The 14,390-nt window shown below is 63.0% G+C and carries 16 protein-coding genes and 1 tRNA gene; 13 read left to right on the plus strand and 4 right to left on the minus strand.

What is annotated here, in order from left to right; all coding sequences use genetic code 11:
• Positions 1-20: 20 nt before the first annotated feature.
• The 6 genes from ACJ8OK_RS02080 to ACJ8OK_RS02105 all read left to right on the plus strand — a co-directional run bounded on the left by ACJ8OK_RS02080 (position 21) and on the right by ACJ8OK_RS02105 (position 6,886).
• Positions 21-1,427: an LLM class flavin-dependent oxidoreductase gene (locus ACJ8OK_RS02080; protein WP_004940847.1), complete on the plus strand. Its 1,407-nt coding sequence runs from the start codon at positions 21-23 to the stop codon at positions 1,425-1,427.
• A 7-nt stretch (positions 1,428-1,434) separates the two neighbouring features.
• On the plus strand, positions 1,435-2,454 hold the full coding sequence (locus ACJ8OK_RS02085; protein ID WP_021505840.1) for a methionine ABC transporter ATP-binding protein: 1,020 nt from the start codon (positions 1,435-1,437) through the stop codon (positions 2,452-2,454).
• Positions 2,451-3,155 carry a methionine ABC transporter permease gene (locus tag ACJ8OK_RS02090; protein ID WP_004940850.1) on the plus strand — a complete coding sequence of 235 codons (705 nt, stop codon included), beginning with the start codon at positions 2,451-2,453 and terminating at the stop codon, positions 3,153-3,155. Before ACJ8OK_RS02085 ends, ACJ8OK_RS02090 begins: the two co-directional genes overlap by 4 nt.
• A gap of 2 nt (positions 3,156-3,157) precedes the next feature.
• Complete coding sequence (locus ACJ8OK_RS02095) at positions 3,158-4,033, plus strand: MetQ/NlpA family ABC transporter substrate-binding protein (RefSeq protein WP_015378417.1); 876 nt, start codon at positions 3,158-3,160, stop codon at positions 4,031-4,033.
• A 183-nt stretch (positions 4,034-4,216) separates the two neighbouring features.
• On the plus strand, positions 4,217-5,650 hold the full coding sequence (locus tag ACJ8OK_RS02100) for an MFS transporter (protein WP_442530360.1): 1,434 nt from the start codon (positions 4,217-4,219) through the stop codon (positions 5,648-5,650).
• A gap of 18 nt (positions 5,651-5,668) precedes the next feature.
• The gene (locus tag ACJ8OK_RS02105; protein WP_033632635.1) at positions 5,669-6,886 is read left to right on the plus strand and encodes an acyl-CoA dehydrogenase family protein; all 1,218 of its coding nucleotides are present in this window, start codon (positions 5,669-5,671) and stop codon (positions 6,884-6,886) included.
• 8 nt (positions 6,887-6,894) lie between these two features.
• Here the strand turns inward: ACJ8OK_RS02105 and ACJ8OK_RS02110 are convergent, their stop codons facing one another.
• Complete coding sequence (locus ACJ8OK_RS02110) at positions 6,895-7,530, minus strand: flavodoxin family protein (RefSeq protein WP_060559871.1); 636 nt, start codon at positions 7,528-7,530, stop codon at positions 6,895-6,897.
• Between the two features lie 114 nt (positions 7,531-7,644).
• Between ACJ8OK_RS02110 and ACJ8OK_RS02115 the strand changes: the two genes are divergently transcribed.
• From ACJ8OK_RS02115 to ACJ8OK_RS02125, 3 genes are all read left to right on the plus strand, one after another.
• Positions 7,645-8,541, plus strand: coding sequence for a LysR substrate-binding domain-containing protein (locus tag ACJ8OK_RS02115; RefSeq protein WP_060559870.1), 897 nt, complete (start codon positions 7,645-7,647; stop codon positions 8,539-8,541).
• A gap of 69 nt (positions 8,542-8,610) precedes the next feature.
• A complete protein-coding gene (locus ACJ8OK_RS02120) occupies positions 8,611-9,198 on the plus strand; it encodes a nitroreductase family protein (protein WP_015378412.1) in 588 nt (195 codons plus the stop codon).
• Between the two features lie 290 nt (positions 9,199-9,488).
• A complete protein-coding gene (locus tag ACJ8OK_RS02125) occupies positions 9,489-9,782 on the plus strand; it encodes a DUF2623 family protein (RefSeq protein WP_015378411.1) in 294 nt (97 codons plus the stop codon).
• Positions 9,783-9,795: 13 nt separating this feature from the next.
• Here the strand turns inward: ACJ8OK_RS02125 and ACJ8OK_RS02130 are convergent, their stop codons facing one another.
• Positions 9,796-10,365 (minus strand): helix-turn-helix domain-containing protein, encoded by a 570-nt coding sequence (locus ACJ8OK_RS02130; RefSeq protein ID WP_015378410.1) that lies wholly within the window; start codon positions 10,363-10,365, stop codon positions 9,796-9,798.
• 38 nt (positions 10,366-10,403) lie between these two features.
• Between ACJ8OK_RS02130 and ACJ8OK_RS02135 the strand changes: the two genes are divergently transcribed.
• Both ACJ8OK_RS02135 and ACJ8OK_RS02140 read left to right on the plus strand, forming a co-directional pair.
• On the plus strand, positions 10,404-10,922 hold the full coding sequence (locus ACJ8OK_RS02135) for a GNAT family N-acetyltransferase (RefSeq protein WP_060559869.1): 519 nt from the start codon (positions 10,404-10,406) through the stop codon (positions 10,920-10,922).
• 17 nt (positions 10,923-10,939) lie between these two features.
• Positions 10,940-11,380: a DMT family transporter gene (locus ACJ8OK_RS02140; protein WP_015378408.1), complete on the plus strand. Its 441-nt coding sequence runs from the start codon at positions 10,940-10,942 to the stop codon at positions 11,378-11,380.
• Between the two features lie 57 nt (positions 11,381-11,437).
• On the opposite strand, the gene ACJ8OK_RS02145 is transcribed toward ACJ8OK_RS02140, so the two are convergent.
• Positions 11,438-11,513: transfer RNA gene (locus tag ACJ8OK_RS02145), tRNA-Asn, on the minus strand.
• A gap of 62 nt (positions 11,514-11,575) precedes the next feature.
• On the opposite strand from ACJ8OK_RS02145, the gene ACJ8OK_RS02150 reads away from it, so the two are divergent.
• Both ACJ8OK_RS02150 and nac read left to right on the plus strand, forming a co-directional pair.
• Positions 11,576-11,800, plus strand: a complete 225-nt coding sequence (locus ACJ8OK_RS02150) for a hypothetical protein (protein WP_126186879.1) — start codon at positions 11,576-11,578, stop codon at positions 11,798-11,800.
• A gap of 51 nt (positions 11,801-11,851) precedes the next feature.
• Positions 11,852-12,775, plus strand: coding sequence for a nitrogen assimilation transcriptional regulator NAC (gene nac, locus ACJ8OK_RS02155; protein WP_015378407.1), 924 nt, complete (start codon positions 11,852-11,854; stop codon positions 12,773-12,775).
• Between the two features lie 35 nt (positions 12,776-12,810).
• On the opposite strand, the gene ACJ8OK_RS02160 is transcribed toward nac, so the two are convergent.
• Entirely contained in the window at positions 12,811-14,274 is a 1,464-nt protein-coding gene (locus tag ACJ8OK_RS02160; protein WP_015378406.1) for an AMP nucleosidase, read from the minus strand.
• Between the last annotated feature and the right edge of the window lie 116 nt (positions 14,275-14,390).

Raw genomic sequence — 14,390 nt, forward strand, 5'->3', positions numbered from 1 at the left:
AGATAATTGTGGAGCTCGCTATGTCATCGCAACGTGAAATTCGTCTTAACGCTTTTGATATGAACTGCGTCGGCCATCAGTCGCCGGGGCTGTGGGCGCACCCGCGCGACCGTTCCTGGCAGTATAAGGATCTCGAATATTGGACCGATCTGGCGCGCCTGCTGGAACGCGGCAAGTTCGATGGATTGTTTATCGCCGACGTGCTGGGGATTTACGACGTGCTTAACGGCAGCGGCGACGCGGCGATCCGCCAGGCGACGCAGGTGCCGGTTAACGATCCGCTGGCGCTGGTGACGCCGATGGCGCTGGTTACCGAACATCTCGGCTTCGGGCTGACCGCCTCGCTGTCATTCGAGCACCCTTATCCTTTCGCCCGCAGATTGTCGACGCTTGATCACCTGACCAAGGGGCGCATCGGTTGGAATATCGTCACCTCTTACCTGGAGAGCGGCGCGCGCAATATTGGCCACCGGGCGCAGACCGATCACGATGCGCGCTACGACTACGCCGATGAATACCTGCAGGTGGTTTACAAGCTGCTGGAGGGCAGTTGGGAAGACGGCGCGATTTTGCGCGATCGTCAGCGGCGCATCTTCAGCGATCCGGCGAAAATTCATCCGATCAACCACAAGGGCGAGTTCTTCCAGGTGCCGGGCATTCATCTGAGCGAGCCTTCGCCGCAGCGCACGCCGGTGCTGTATCAGGCCGGCGCTTCCAGCCGCGGCAAGCAGTTTGCTGCGGAACACGCCGAATGCGTGTTTGTCGCTTCTCCTTCGAAAACATTGCTGAAAAAAACCGTAGCCGATATCCGCCGCCGCGCCGCCGAGGCCGGGCGCGATCCGCGCAGCATCCTGATCTTCAACCTGCAGACGGTGATCGTCGGTGAAACGGACCGACAGGCGCAGGAAAAATGGCGGGAATACAAATCCTATACCAGCTACGAAGGCGCGCTGGCGCTGGTGTCCGGCTGGACCGGCATCGATTTCGGCCAGTATCAGCCGGATCAGGTGCTGAAGCATCTGCACACAAATGCCATTCAGTCGGCGGTGGAAACTTTCTCCAGCGCCGATCCCAGCCGTGAATGGACAGTACAGGGCATCGCCGAATGGGTCGGCATCGGCGGTTTCGGCCCGCTGTTGGTGGGCGGCCCGCAAACCGTGGCCGACGAGCTGCAGGCGTGGGTGGAGGAAACGGATGTTGACGGTTTCAATCTGGCCTACGCCGTTACCCATGAAACCTTCACCGACGTGGTGGAACTGCTGATCCCCGAGCTGCAAAAACGCGGAGCGTACAAGCGCGACTACACGGCGGGCACTCTGCGAGAAAAATTGTTCAATCAGGGGCCGCGCCTGGCGGAGCCGCACCCGGCGGTGGGCTACCGCTGGCCGGCCGGCGCGTCCTTGGCCGATGCACTGAGCGTCAAGTGAGGATGCGATGATAGAGATTGAGGAGTTGCACAAGGCTTACCGCGCGCCGGACGGGCGCCGGATTGAGGTGCTGAAGGGCGTTTCGCTGCGGGTGCCGGCCGGATCGATTACCGCCGTAGTCGGCCCCAGCGGGGCGGGCAAATCGACGCTGGCGAAATGCATCAGTCTGCTGGAGCGGCCGAGCAGCGGCAGTATCCGGGTGAACGGCCAGGACTTGTCGCGGCTTGCGGGCGAGGCGCTGCGCAGGGAGCGGCGGGCGATAGGCACGGTGTTCCAGTCTTCCGCGCTGCTGCAGCGCAAAACCGCCTGGCAGAATGTGGCGCTGCCGTTGACCTATCTGGGCGTGGTGCCGCGCGATATCGACAAGCGGGTAAAGAGCCTGCTGGCGGCGGTGGGGCTGGCGGACAAGGCGGCGTTTTACCCGGCGCAGCTGTCCGGCGGCCAGCGCCAAAGGGTAGGCATCGCCCGCGCGCTGGCGCTGAATCCGTCGGTGCTGCTGGCGGATGAGGCCACCTCCGGGCTGGATCCGGATGCCACCGGGGCCATTCTCAGCCTGCTTAAACAGCTGCGCGATCGGTATGGCCTGTCGATCATCCTGATCACCCACGAGATGGATGCGGTGCGCGACGCCGCCGACGCGGTGGCCGAGATCCGCGACGGCGTGATTGTGCAGCAAGGGCCGGTGCGCGAACTGTTGGCAGCGCCCGATTCCTCGCTGGGCCGCCGGCTGTTCCCGCTGAAGACGCTGGCGTCCGACGCCGCGTTGCGGCTGCAGGTAACCTACTGCGCCCGTCAGCCGGCGGCCACCGACTGGATCAGCCGCATCAGCCGCCAACTCGACCTGCAGATCGATCTGTTGGGCGGCCACGTTGAAGTGGTGGGCGGCAGCCTGGCCGGGCGGTTGGAGATTGCGGTGCGTTTTGGCGGCGGTTCGCGTTCGGTGGCTGAACTGCAGGACGAGCTGCGGCGGTTGGGCATTCTCGCCGAGGTGCTGGAACAGCCGGCGGCGTTGAAGGAGGCGGTATGAAAAATCTGTCAGACAGCGTGATGAGCCAGGACACGCCCTGGCGCGAGATCCATCGGTTGATGCTGCCGGCCTACGGCGAAACCTGGCTGATGGTCGGCATCGTGATGCTGTTTGTGGTGGCGATTGGCGGCGCCGTCGGCGTGGTGTTGTTCAACACCTCATCGCGCGGCTTGTTTCCGCGCCCGGCGCTGAATCGCGCGCTGAGCTGGTTGGTGAACATGGGCCGTTCGCTGCCGTTTCTGGTGCTGATGGCGGCGATTATTCCGTTCACCTTCTGGTTGACCGGCACCACCATCGGCATTCCGGCGGCGGTGATCCCGATGATCGTCGCCGGCATTCCATTCTTCGGCCGGCTGGTGGAGAACGCGCTGCGCGAACTGCCGCCGGAGGTGACGGCGGTGGGGCTGGTGTCCGGCGGTTCGATCTGGCAGATAGTCACCCGCGCGCAGCTCAGCGAGGCGCTGCCGGCGATTGTCGCCGCCATCACGCTGAACGTCATCTCGATGATCGAGTATTCGGCCATCGCCGGCACCATTGGCGCGGGCGGCATCGGCTATCTGGCGGTGGTGTACGGCTACCAGCGTTTCGACAATCACATCATGATCGCCACCATTGTGGTGCTGATCGCCACGATCCAACTGATTCAGTTTATTGGTGACCGCCTGGTCGCCGCGTTGCGTCATCATCAGGAAACCCTTTAATCATGCCTAATCACGATTTTGAGATAGTGAAGAAGAAACGCTGGCCGTGGCCGGTGGGTATCGCGGCGGTGGCGATTATCGCCGCCGCGGTTTGGCACTTCAGCGCCCGCCAGCAGCAGACGGTGCAGTTCGGCAGCACGCTGAAAGTGCACTTTGAGCCGGCGATGGCCGGAGAGCAGCGGGTGATCGAGTACGTCGGCGAGCATATCGCGCCGGATTACGGCCTCAGGCTGGAGGCGGTTGGCCTGCAGGACCCGGTGCAGGCCGATCGTGCGGTGGCGCAGGGGCAGTACGCCGCCACGATCTACCAGCACCAGTGGTGGCTAAAGCAGGTGGTGGAGGCCAACGGTTTTAAGCTGACCCCGACGCTGCCGGTGTTTCAGTGGGCGTTCGGCATCTATTCCGACCGCTATACGTCGATCGCCGAGTTGCCGGACGGCGCGGAGATCGTGGTGCCCAACGACGGCGCCAATCAGGGGCAGGCGTTGTGGCTGCTGCAGCGCATTGGACTGATCGGGCTGGATCCGGCGATCGAGGCGCGTACCGCCAGGCTGAAAGACATTCGCGAGAACAAACGCCATTTTAACTTCAAGGAGCTGGATTTGCTGACCATGCCGCGCGCGCTGAATTCGGTAGATGCGGCCATTGGCTATGTGTCGCAGTTCGACGCCGGCAAGGTGCCGCGTGAGAAGGGCATCTTGTTCCCACCGGCGCCGAAGACCTTCGCTTCGCAGCTGGTGATTGGCACGCCCTATCTGCAGGACGAAAATATTCGCAAGCTGCAGCGGGCGTTTGCCGATCCCAGGTTGCAGGCGTGGCTGAAAAACACCGACGACCCGCTGGTGAAAGGCGTGCTGGTGCCGGTCTCGGCAGAATAATCCCCGCCCGAAATGGCCGTGATAAAGGCCGGATTAACGCGTGTTAATCCGGCGCTTCTGTTACGCTGTAACTGAGTTTAATTTATTGATATTAATGATATTTATAGAATAATTTGTTGTTTGTCGGCGTAATTTTTTCACCCTATAAACGAGGTGTCACCTGCCAATTACAACGAGGAAGCTATGAGTACCTTAAATATCGATACCGCGCCGCCGTTATCTGCGCCCATCGGCTCCGCCAGCGATGTGGCGTGTTTGATTAACCAACGCAGCGAGAAAAATACCCATGCGCGCATGATCGTGCTGTTGGCGCTGGGCGGTGTTTTTCTCGATGCCTATGATCTGACCACGCTGTCTTACGGCATCGATGACGTGGTGCGTGAATTCAGCCTCAGCCCGCTGCTGACCGGGGTGGTAACTTCTTCGATCATGGTCGGGACCATTCTCGGCAACCTGGTCGGCGGCTGGTTGACCGACAAGTACGGCCGCTATCAGGTGTTTATGGCCGATATGCTGTTTTTTGTGGTTTCCGCCATCGCCGCCGGGCTGGCGCCCAACGTCTGGGTGCTGATCGGCGCGCGCTTTTTGATGGGTATCGGCGTCGGCATCGATTTGCCGGTGGCGATGGCCTATCTGGCCGAATTCTCCAAATTCTCCGGCAAGGCCAACAAGGCGTCGCGCCTGGCGGCCTGGTGCCCGATGTGGTACGCCGCTTCGTCGATGTGTTTTCTGATCATCTTTGCGCTCTATTTTCTGTTGCCGGCCGAACATGCGAACTGGCTGTGGCGCGCCTCGTTGATTTTCGGCGCGGTGCCGGCGCTGCTGATCATCATGGTGCGCAGCAAGTTTATGAACGAGTCGCCGCTGTGGGCCGCTAACCAGGGCGATTTGAAAGAGGCGGCGCGCATCCTGCGCGAGTCATACGGCATTGCCGCCCATGAGGCGGAACCTGACGCCGCCCAACCGGCGGCGCCGCCGAAGGTCAGCTTCCGCGTGCTGTTCCGCAAGCCGTACCGCGAGCGCACTCTGGTCGCCAGCGTGATGAACGTTTGCATTTCCTTTGAATACACCGCCATCGCCTTCTTTCTGCCGTCGATTCTGGCGCAGTTTCTCGGCGCCGGGGTGTTTGAAACTATCTCCGCTTCGCTCGGGCTGAACGTGCTGTTCGCTTTTACCGGTGGCCTGCTCGGCATGCGTCTGGCATGGAAGTATCCGTCGCGCCACGTGGCGATCGCCGGATTCGCGCTGCAGTTTATCGCGCTGATTGCCCTGGCGTTGATCGGACATCCGCAGGCGGCGTTCGGCGTTGGGCTGGCGATCCTGATGTTGGGCCTATGGCTGTTCGCCGAAGGCTTCGGCCCCGGCGCGCAGATGATGATTTACCCGGCGCTCTCTTACCCGACGGCGATCCGCGCCACCGGCGTCGGTTTCGGCCGTTCGCTGTCCGGTATCGGCAGCGCGCTGGCGCTGTTTATTCTGCCGATTTTGCAGGCGCGCTTCGGCACCGACATGTTTTGGATTGTTTCACTGGCGGCGGCGATCCCCATCGTCTTCCTGCTGCTCATTCGCTTTGAACCGACGGCGCGCGATATCGACGATCTGGCCGATCGCGCTTAACCACAAGAGGACACTGACATGACGCAACACCTGTTATCCACCGGAGCAGACTACGCACAGCTGGCCGCGCGTTTTCGGCCGATCTTCGCCGAAATCGCCGCCGGGGCGGTGGAGCGCGAGCTGTCGCGCACGCTGCCGCATGAACCGATCCGTTGGCTGAAAGAGGCGGGGTTCGGCAGGGTGCGCATCCCGCGTGAAAAGGGCGGCGACGGCGCTTCGTTGCCGCAGCTGTTCGAACTGCTGGCCGAACTGGCGGAGGCGGACTCTAACCTGCCGCAGGCGCTGCGGGCGCATTTCGCCTTCGTGGAAGATCGGCTGAACGCGCCGGACGGCCCGGAGCGCAATCGCTGGTTCGAACGCTTTCTCGACGGCGAGCTGGTTGGCAGCGGTTGGACCGAGATCGGCGGCGTGAAGCTGGGGCAGGTCAATACCCGGGTAACGCCGCAGGCCGACGGCTGGTCGCTCAACGGCGAGAAATTTTACAGCACCGGCAGTCTGTTTGCCGATTGGATCGACGTGTATGCCGAGCGCAGCGACAGCGGCGGCCCGGTGATCGCTTTGGTTAACGTCGCCCAGCCGGGCGTAGAGCGCGACGACGACTGGGACGGATTTGGCCAGCGCACTACCGGCAGCGGCACCACGCGTTTTATTGATGCGCAGGTCGAGCAGGCGCACGTCTATGACTTTGCCGAGCGCTTCCGCTACCAAACTGCGTTCTATCAGCATGTGTTGCTGGCGACGCTGGCGGGGATCGGCCGCGCGGTGCTGCGAGACGTCGGCGAGGGCGTGAGGCAACGTAAAAGGATCTATAGCCACGGCAACGCCGGTTGGGTGAAGGACGACGTGCAGATCCAGCAGGTGGTGGGGCAAATCAGCGCCTGGGCCTATGCGGTCGAGGCGACGGTGCTAAAAGCGACTTCCTCGCTGCAGCAGGCTTATGAGGCGCATCGATCCGGCGATGAAGCGCTGCTGCAGGCGCTTAACGTGACGGCGGAGCTGGACGCGGCCAGAGCGCAGGTCATCGCCGGGGAGTGGGTGCAGCGCGCCGCCGGTGAATTGTTCAATGCGCTCGGCGCTTCAGATACCCGTACCGGCAAGGCGTTGGATCGCCACTGGCGCAATGCGCGCACGCTCTCTTCACATAATCCGGTGATCTACAAGGCGCGCAATATCGGTGACTGGGAAATTAACCGCCATACGCCGACCTTTATCTGGCAAATCGGCAGTGGCGGTTGAGGCCGTGGCTATTCCGTCCAAACCTGCGTGCTGCGCGGGCTGTCCATCTGATAATCCGAGTAGGGGCGGGTGAAGAACTCGCGCCCCAACTCGCGGGCGGCCCGCAGCGGGTTGCGCGGATCGCGGGCGATCTCGCCGCGCTGGTTGCCGGCGCCGTGCACCAGCCCGACGAAGGCGGAATGGGTGTAGCGGCTGAACTCCTGGATCTGATGCACGATGCCCAGCGCCGCGCCGGGATAAGTTTCTTCCGACGCCACCGCCAACCCGATGCGTTTGCCGCTCATGCGTTGGTGCACCTGTTCCGCCTGAAGGTAGGTGTTGGAATAGAAACTGAACGAGCGATCGAAAAAGGCCTTGGTTTGCGCCGACATGCCGTACCAGTAAATCGGCGTGCAAAATACCGCACCGTCGGCCGGCAGGAAGTGCTCCAGGAACAGCTCGGCGTAGCGATCGGCCGGCGGCGGCGTATGGCGTTCATCGCTCAGGAAACCGCTCAGGTAATCGTCGAGAAAATGCAGGCTGGCGGACGTGCCGGCTTCGGCGGCGCCCGCCATGATCGCCTGCGCCAGCGTGGCGCTGTTGCCGTCGCGGCGCGGGCTGCCGACCAGCACCACCAGGCGCTTGGATTGATGAGCTGTATTCATGTCATGCTCCTTGGTGTGAAGTGAACTCAGCCTTAATCTAGAAGCGAACGTCTGCAGCGACAAATGACGGTTTTTCTGCCAGGATGAGCTCAACTCATCTCAAGAGGCTTCGCCATGTTCGCTACGCTGCCCGTCAACGCGTTACGCACCTTTGAATCCGCCGCTCGCCTGCGCAGCTTCAAGCTGGCGGCGGCCGAGCTGGCGGTGACGCCGACGGCGATTTCGCACCAGATCAAGGCGCTGGAACAGCAGCTGGGTTTTGCGCTTTTCGAGCGGGTGCCGCGCGGCGTGCGGCTGACGGCGAAGGGCGAAACGCTGTTTGCCGGCGTGCACGGCGCGCTGCTGGACGTCGCCGCCACGCTTGAGGGCCTGCGGCCGCAGCCCAGTGCCGGATCGCTGTGCGTCTCGGTGACGCACTCGTTCGCGGCGCTGTGGCTGGTGCCGCGCCTGGGGCGTTTTTACCAGGCGCATCCGCACTATCTGGTGCGCCTGGAGGCCTGCGCCGAGGTGATCGACCTGCAGCAGGACGCCAGCGTGGATGTGGCGGTGCGCTACAGCCGCGCGCACTATCCCGCGCTGCATCAGGCGGCGCGGCTGGAGGAAAGCTTTGGCGTCTACGCCGCGCCGGGGCTGGCCGCCGCTCCGCCGGAAAACCCGGTGCTGATCACCGTCAAGTGGGGGGATTCGGCGCTGTACGACAGCGGCTGGCATGACTGGTGCCGGGCCGCCGACGTGGACTGGTGGCAGCGCCATGCGGCGATGCGCAGCTATCACGAGGAACATTACGCCCTGCAGGCGGCGGTGGCCGGGCAGGGATGGGTGCTCGCCAGCTCGGTGATGGTGTCCGAGATGGTGGACAACGGTCTGCTGGTGGCGTACCGGCCGGAGGTGCGCGTACCGGGCGCCGCATACAGCGTGCTGTGCGCGCCGGGGCGCGAGCGGCATCCGCCGGTCAGGGCGTTTCTGGCCTGGCTGCGGCAGGAATTGCCGCAGGACAATGGCACGAAATAAAAGTTTTACCGTCTTAAGCTGTGGGAATATCAGCGAACTTTTGTTTTTACTTCACTGCGAGAACCTATCATGAGCCAGCCAAGAATCTCCGATTACCCGATTGACGCGCAATTTATCGAGCGCTGGTCGCCGCGCGCGATGACCAACGACGCCATCGACGATCAAACGCTGCTGAGCTTCTTTGAAGCGGCGCGCTGGTCGCCTTCGGCCTACAACATTCAGCCGTGGCGCTTTGCCTACAGCAAGCACGGCTCCGACAGCTGGGAGAACTACCTGGAGTTCCTGATCGACTTCAACCGCGGCTGGGCGCAACACGCCTCGGCGCTGGTGGTGATCGTCTCCAAAACCACCAGCCTGAATGGCGAGCGGCTGGTGGACAACCCGACCCACGCATTCGACACCGGCGCGGCCTGGGCCAACCTGGCGCATCAGGCGCACCTGAAAGGCTGGCTGACCCACTGCATGAGCGGCATTCACCACGATAAGATCAAAGCGGCGTTGCAACTGCCGGACGACTATGCGGTGCACGCCATGGTGGCGATCGGCAAGCCGGGCGACAAAGCCCGCCTGCCGGATTTCCTGCAGGAGAAAGAAGCGCCGTCGGGCCGTCTGCCGCTCGGCAAGACCGTCAGCGAAGGGCTGAATTTCACGCTGTGATTGCCCGCTTTCTCGCAGGCCCGCTTCGCGGGCCTGAGATTGATGACAAACCTCATACCTTTGCTGGTTTGGCAGATAGCACAGAATAAAAAAACAAGGAAAATCAATTTATTGATTTTCGACTGATCACCACAAAGGGGGAAAACCACGCTTTTTCCCTCTTTGTCAACAGTCTGAGGCCCGCTTCGCGGGCCTTTTTTATGCGGCGAGTAAAACTTAGGGAGTATGTTCTCGTTCGTTCATTCGCTGTATGTTTTGTTATATAGCGATTGTGCGGTGAGGAGGAACCCGTGGGAGATCATTTTGGCAAAGGGTTGTTGGCGGGGTTAAAGGTGGAGAACCTGAAGCCGGAGGCGGAGCTGTCGCGCTTTTGCTCCGACTACAAGCGCGGTTTCGTGCTCGGTTATGCGCACCATTTGGCGCAGCGCTGCGGCGACGAGAACCGGGCGGCGTTCGAGGCCGGGCAACTCAGCCGCGCCTATGGCCTCGGCCGCGAGCCGATGAGCGAGTTCTTCTCCGGCGGCGACAGCCGGTTGGCGGAGAAGTTTTTCCACGCCGGCTATAACCAGCCGACGCCGGGGTAGCGCCGGTGAGCCGTCAGGCGGCGCTCAGCACCGCCACCATATACACGCATGCCTCATCGCTTTGGTTTTCAAAGCGGCAGTCCGCCGGTGGGCCGAGCTCCAGGCAGTCTCCTTCGGCCATTTCATGGCGCGCGTCGCCCTCAAGAAAGACCAGCTCGCCGGATAAAACCCAGATCAGCTGACGCTTGAAGGCATACACCGAAGCCGGCATCGGGATCGCCGCGCCGGCCGGCAGTTCGATGCGCACCAGATCGAGCGGCAGATCGGTGCGCGGCGACACGTGGCGCCGCACGTAGCCGCTCTCGGGATCGACCCACACCGGTTGATCTTCCCGGCGCAGCAGCCGGCCTTCCTGCGTTTCCGCGCGGGCGATCAGCTTGGACATGCTGAGGCCGAACGCCCCCGCCAGTCTGCCCAACAGCATCGCCGTCGGGCTGCTCTCGCCGCGTTCGATCTTATGCACCATCGCCCGCGATACGCCCGCCCGTTCGGCCAAATCGGACAGCGACCAGTGGCGCGCCTCGCGTTCAATGCGAATGCGCGCGCCGATCAGCTGATTTAGATTGTCTAATTTAATATTCATATCGTAGTATTATAGTGGACAATTGGCCGGGGTAAACCATGATTATACGAAATGCGACGCTCAACGATAGCGCGGCGATTGCCGCTATCTATAACGACGCGGTGTTGAACAGCACCGCCATCTGGAATGAACAAACCGTGGATGCGGCCAACCGCGCGGCGTGGATCGGCGAACGGCAGGCGGCGGGCTACCCGGTGCTGGTGGCGGTGAACGGCGCGGACGAGGCGATCGGCTACGCGTCGTTCGGCGACTGGCGCGCCTGGGACGGCTATCGCCATACCGTAGAACACTCGGTGTATGTCCATCAGGCGCATCGCGGCGCAGGGATTGGCAAGACGTTGCTGCTGGCGCTGATCGCACGGGCGCGGGAAATCGGCAAGCACGTGATGGTGGCCGGCATCGAATCCGGCAATCAGGCCTCGATTAAGCTGCATCTGGCGCTGGGGTTTCGCGACGTGGGGCGCATGGAACAAGTGGGCGCCAAATTCGGCCAATGGCTGGATCTGACGTTCCTGCAGCTGAGGCTCGACGAGCGGGCGACGCCGCCCGCGCGCTGATCCCGGGAGACAGGGCGATGAATATGCTGTTACTGCTGATCGCGGCGGGAATGGGGTTGGTGGTGCAGAATCTGCTGATGGTGCGCATTACCGAAAGCGTTTCGACCATCCTCATTACGCTGGTGATCAACTCCAGCGTCGGTTTGTTGTTGCTGGTGGGGTTGCTGCTGGCCAAAAACGGTCTCGGCGCGGTGGCGGAAGTGACCGGCGCCGCCAGGTGGTGGATGCTGTTGCCGGGGCTGTTGGGATCGCTGTTCGTGTTCGCCGGCATTTTGGGTTACCAGAAGCTGGGGGCGGCGGCCACCATCTCGATCCTGGTCGCCAGCCAGCTGTGCATGGGGCTGTTGGCCGATGCCTATCGCGCCGGTCCGGCGGCGCTGCGTGAGAATCTGCCGGCGCTGGTCGGCGCCTTATTGCTGGTGGCGGGCGCCTATCTGGTGGCGAAACGCAGCTTTTGACGGCGGCTGAAAGGCAAAAAACCCGCTCGGGTTTCCCTGAGCGGGCTTCTCTAAATTTGGCTCCTCTGACTGGACTCGAACCAGTGACATACGGATTAACAGTCCGCCGTTCTACCGACTGAACTACAGAGGAATCGTTGGAACGGGGCGAATAATAGCGGGGCGGTTGCGGCTTGTAAAGCGTGAAAACGCCCGATGCGTTCGTTTGCTGCAAGATTGCCCAACCTGCTGCTTTTTCTCGCTTTTGTCGCTTATCCCGCGCGCAGCGTCGCCGAATTGCCCGTTGATCGGCGCCGTTGCCTGCCGATGGTGCAACGGTTGCCCTGCGCGGTGGCGCGCGCCGCCCGGCGAACGGCCATTTACCGCCTTGTACCCCGCTTCCACGGCCGTTTACCGACTCTGGCCTGGATCTTGCTGTGATTGCATGACCGGATTTCGGCATTCTCAATTTAGCGGCTCGCTGGAGGCACTATGAATTTCAGACGTCTGAAGTACTTCGTGAAAATCGTCGATATCGGCAGCCTGACCCAGGCGGCGGAGGTGTTGCACATCGCCCAACCGGCGCTCAGCCAGCAGTTGGCGACGCTGGAAGGGGAACTGAAGCAGCAACTGCTGATCCGCACCAAGCGCGGGGTGCAGCCGACCGAGGCCGGCAACATTCTGTATGCCCACGCGCAGACCATTCTGCGCCAGTGCGAACAGGCGCAGAGCGCGGTCAACAGCGCCGGGCAGGCGATGAGCGGCCAGGTGTCTCTCGGGCTGGCGTCGGGCAGCACTGCGGCGCAGTTGGCGCTGCCGCTGTTGCAGACCCTGCGCGATCAGCAGCCGGGCATCCTGCTCAGCCTGCATGAAAACGGCGGCGCGGCGTTGGCCGGGCAGGTGGCTAACCAGACGCTGGACATGGCGATGGTCTACGGCGCCAAAATGCCCGCCGGTCTGCACGCCATCGCATTGATGCGGGAAGATCTTTATCTGGTGGCGACGCGCGCGGTGCCGCATCCCGGCAACAGCGTCGAGCTGCTGGACGTGGCGCGGCTGAACCTGTTCCTGCCGCGCGAGGGCGATGCGGTGCGCAACCAGCTGGAGGAGGCGATGGCGCTGCGCAAGCTGGCTGCCAACGTGGTGGGGGAGATCGAATCCTCGGGCGCGCTGAGCGCCGCGATCGCCAGCGGGTTGGGGGCGACCGTGCTGCCGGAATCGGTGGCGCGCGCGATGATCGGCCCGGCCAAGGCCTGGATGGCGCGCATCAATGCGCCGACGATGTCGGTGCCGCTGTCACTGTGCATGTCCAGCCAACAGGGGCTGTCCGCCCCGGCGCTGCTGGTGAAAGACCTGTTGCTGTCGATCGCCGGCGGCCGCAGCCAGGAGAAGCGCGCGCTGGCGCTGGTGCGTTGAGGAAAAAACGGCCCGCCGCAGCGGGCCTGGCACCGTTAGCGGAACGGCGGTTCGTTGAAGGTGCGCAGCTTGCGCGAGTGCAGGCGATCGCCCTCGGCGCGCAACAAATCGATGGCGCAGATGCCGATCTGCAGGTGCTCGGAGATCGCCCCTTCGTAGAAGCGGTTGGCCTGGCCCGGCAGTTTGATCTCGCCGTGCAGCGGTTTGTCGGAGACGCACAGCAGCGTGCCGTACGGCACCCGGAAGCGATAACCCTGAGCGGCGATGGTGGCGCTCTCCATGTCGACCGCCACCGCGCGGCTGAGGTTGAAGCGGCGCGCCGAAGCGGAGTAGCGCAGCTCCCAGTTGCGATCGTCGGTGGTGACGACGGTGCCGGTGCGCAAACGCTGTTTGACCTCTTCACCGGGCATGCCGCTAACCATCTTGGTGGCGTCATACAGGGCGCGCTGCACCTCGGCGATGCTCGGGATCGGGATATCCGGCGGCAGCACCGCATCCAGCACGTGATCGTCGCGCAGATAGGCGTGGGCCAGCACGTAATCGCCGATCTTCTGGCTTTCGCGCAGGCCGCCGCAGTGGCCGATCATCAGCCAGGCGCTCGGGCGCAGCACCGCCAGGTGATCGCAGATGGTTTTGGCGTTGGACGGGCCGACGCCGATGTTGATCAGCGTGATGCCCTGGCCGGTGCGCGAGATCAGGTGATAGGCCGGCATCTGGTGGTTTTTCCACGCCAGATCGGACACCGCCTGCTCCGGGGCGCTGGTTTCCGGCGTGATGTAGGTGCCGCCGGCGCTGGAGAGCGCGATGTACGGGCTGGCCGGATCGGCGATCTGGGCGCAGGCCCAGCGCACGAACTCGTCCACATAGCGGGTGTAGTTGGTGAACAGCACAAACGGTTGAAAATGTTCCACCGGCGTGCCGGTGTAGTGCCGCAGACGCGCCAGCGAGAAATCCGCGCGCAGCGCATCGAAATGCGACAGCGGGAAATGGTTGTCGGTGGCGTGGTACAGGCCGTCGGCGGTCTCGTCACCGATCTGCGCCAGCTCGGTGGTGGGGAAATGCTGCGCGATGCCGGCGCTCATTGAGCGATCGAGCGCCAGGCTGGAACCGTCGATGACATAAGGGAACGGGATTTCCTGTTGCGACGGCGCCACTTCGATATGGGCGGCGTAATCGTGTTCCAGCATCGCCAGCTGTTCGGCCAGATAGTGGCGGAACAGCTGCGGCCGGGTCACGGTGGTGCTGTAGCTGCCGGGATGGGTAAAGCGGCCGAAGGCGCGGGTTTTGCTCGGGCCGGATTGCTGCCCGTCCCAGCTGACGCGCAGTTCGGGATACACGAACAACCCGGCGGCGCGCGCTTGCGCATCCGGCAGCGTGCCGTGGCTGATAAAGTCACTGACCGCCTGCCGCAGCGCGTCTACCGCGGCGTCATACAGGGCTTCCAGTTGATCGAGTGCCTGATCGGCGCTGAGGCCGCTGCGAGGTGGGGCATAGCTCATACTTTCTCCTTGGATGTCCCGGCTCTGTGGCGGGGTTGCGGCGTTTTACCGTCACAGGTTAGCCGAAGAAGGGCGTAAAAGCTTGGTCGAAATGACGGGCGCGGCAAAGAAATTAC

This window comes from Serratia sp. CY71090 (assembly GCF_052166845.1).
Lineage (GTDB): Bacteria > Pseudomonadota > Gammaproteobacteria > Enterobacterales > Enterobacteriaceae > Serratia > Serratia nematodiphila.

Bases quoted from the DNA above. Each gene is read 5' to 3' on its own strand.
- ACJ8OK_RS02080 (WP_004940847.1), top strand. From the start codon at position 21: ATGTCATCGCAACGTGAAATTCGTCTTAACGCTTTTGATATGAACTGC.
- ACJ8OK_RS02085 (WP_021505840.1), top strand. From the start codon at position 1,435: ATGATAGAGATTGAGGAGTTGCACAAGGCTTACCGCGCGCCGGACGGG.
- ACJ8OK_RS02090 (WP_004940850.1), top strand. From the start codon at position 2,451: ATGAAAAATCTGTCAGACAGCGTGATGAGCCAGGACACGCCCTGGCGC.
- ACJ8OK_RS02095 (WP_015378417.1), top strand. From the start codon at position 3,158: ATGCCTAATCACGATTTTGAGATAGTGAAGAAGAAACGCTGGCCGTGG.
- ACJ8OK_RS02100 (WP_442530360.1), top strand. From the start codon at position 4,217: ATGAGTACCTTAAATATCGATACCGCGCCGCCGTTATCTGCGCCCATC.
- ACJ8OK_RS02105 (WP_033632635.1), top strand. From the start codon at position 5,669: ATGACGCAACACCTGTTATCCACCGGAGCAGACTACGCACAGCTGGCC.
- ACJ8OK_RS02110 (WP_060559871.1), bottom strand. From the start codon at position 7,530: ATGAATACAGCTCATCAATCCAAGCGCCTGGTGGTGCTGGTCGGCAGC.
- ACJ8OK_RS02115 (WP_060559870.1), top strand. From the start codon at position 7,645: ATGTTCGCTACGCTGCCCGTCAACGCGTTACGCACCTTTGAATCCGCC.
- ACJ8OK_RS02120 (WP_015378412.1), top strand. From the start codon at position 8,611: ATGAGCCAGCCAAGAATCTCCGATTACCCGATTGACGCGCAATTTATC.
- ACJ8OK_RS02130 (WP_015378410.1), bottom strand. From the start codon at position 10,365: ATGAATATTAAATTAGACAATCTAAATCAGCTGATCGGCGCGCGCATT.
- ACJ8OK_RS02135 (WP_060559869.1), top strand. From the start codon at position 10,404: ATGATTATACGAAATGCGACGCTCAACGATAGCGCGGCGATTGCCGCT.
- ACJ8OK_RS02140 (WP_015378408.1), top strand. From the start codon at position 10,940: ATGAATATGCTGTTACTGCTGATCGCGGCGGGAATGGGGTTGGTGGTG.
- ACJ8OK_RS02150 (WP_126186879.1), top strand. From the start codon at position 11,576: ATGCGTTCGTTTGCTGCAAGATTGCCCAACCTGCTGCTTTTTCTCGCT.
- nac (WP_015378407.1), top strand. From the start codon at position 11,852: ATGAATTTCAGACGTCTGAAGTACTTCGTGAAAATCGTCGATATCGGC.
- ACJ8OK_RS02160 (WP_015378406.1), bottom strand. From the start codon at position 14,274: ATGAGCTATGCCCCACCTCGCAGCGGCCTCAGCGCCGATCAGGCACTC.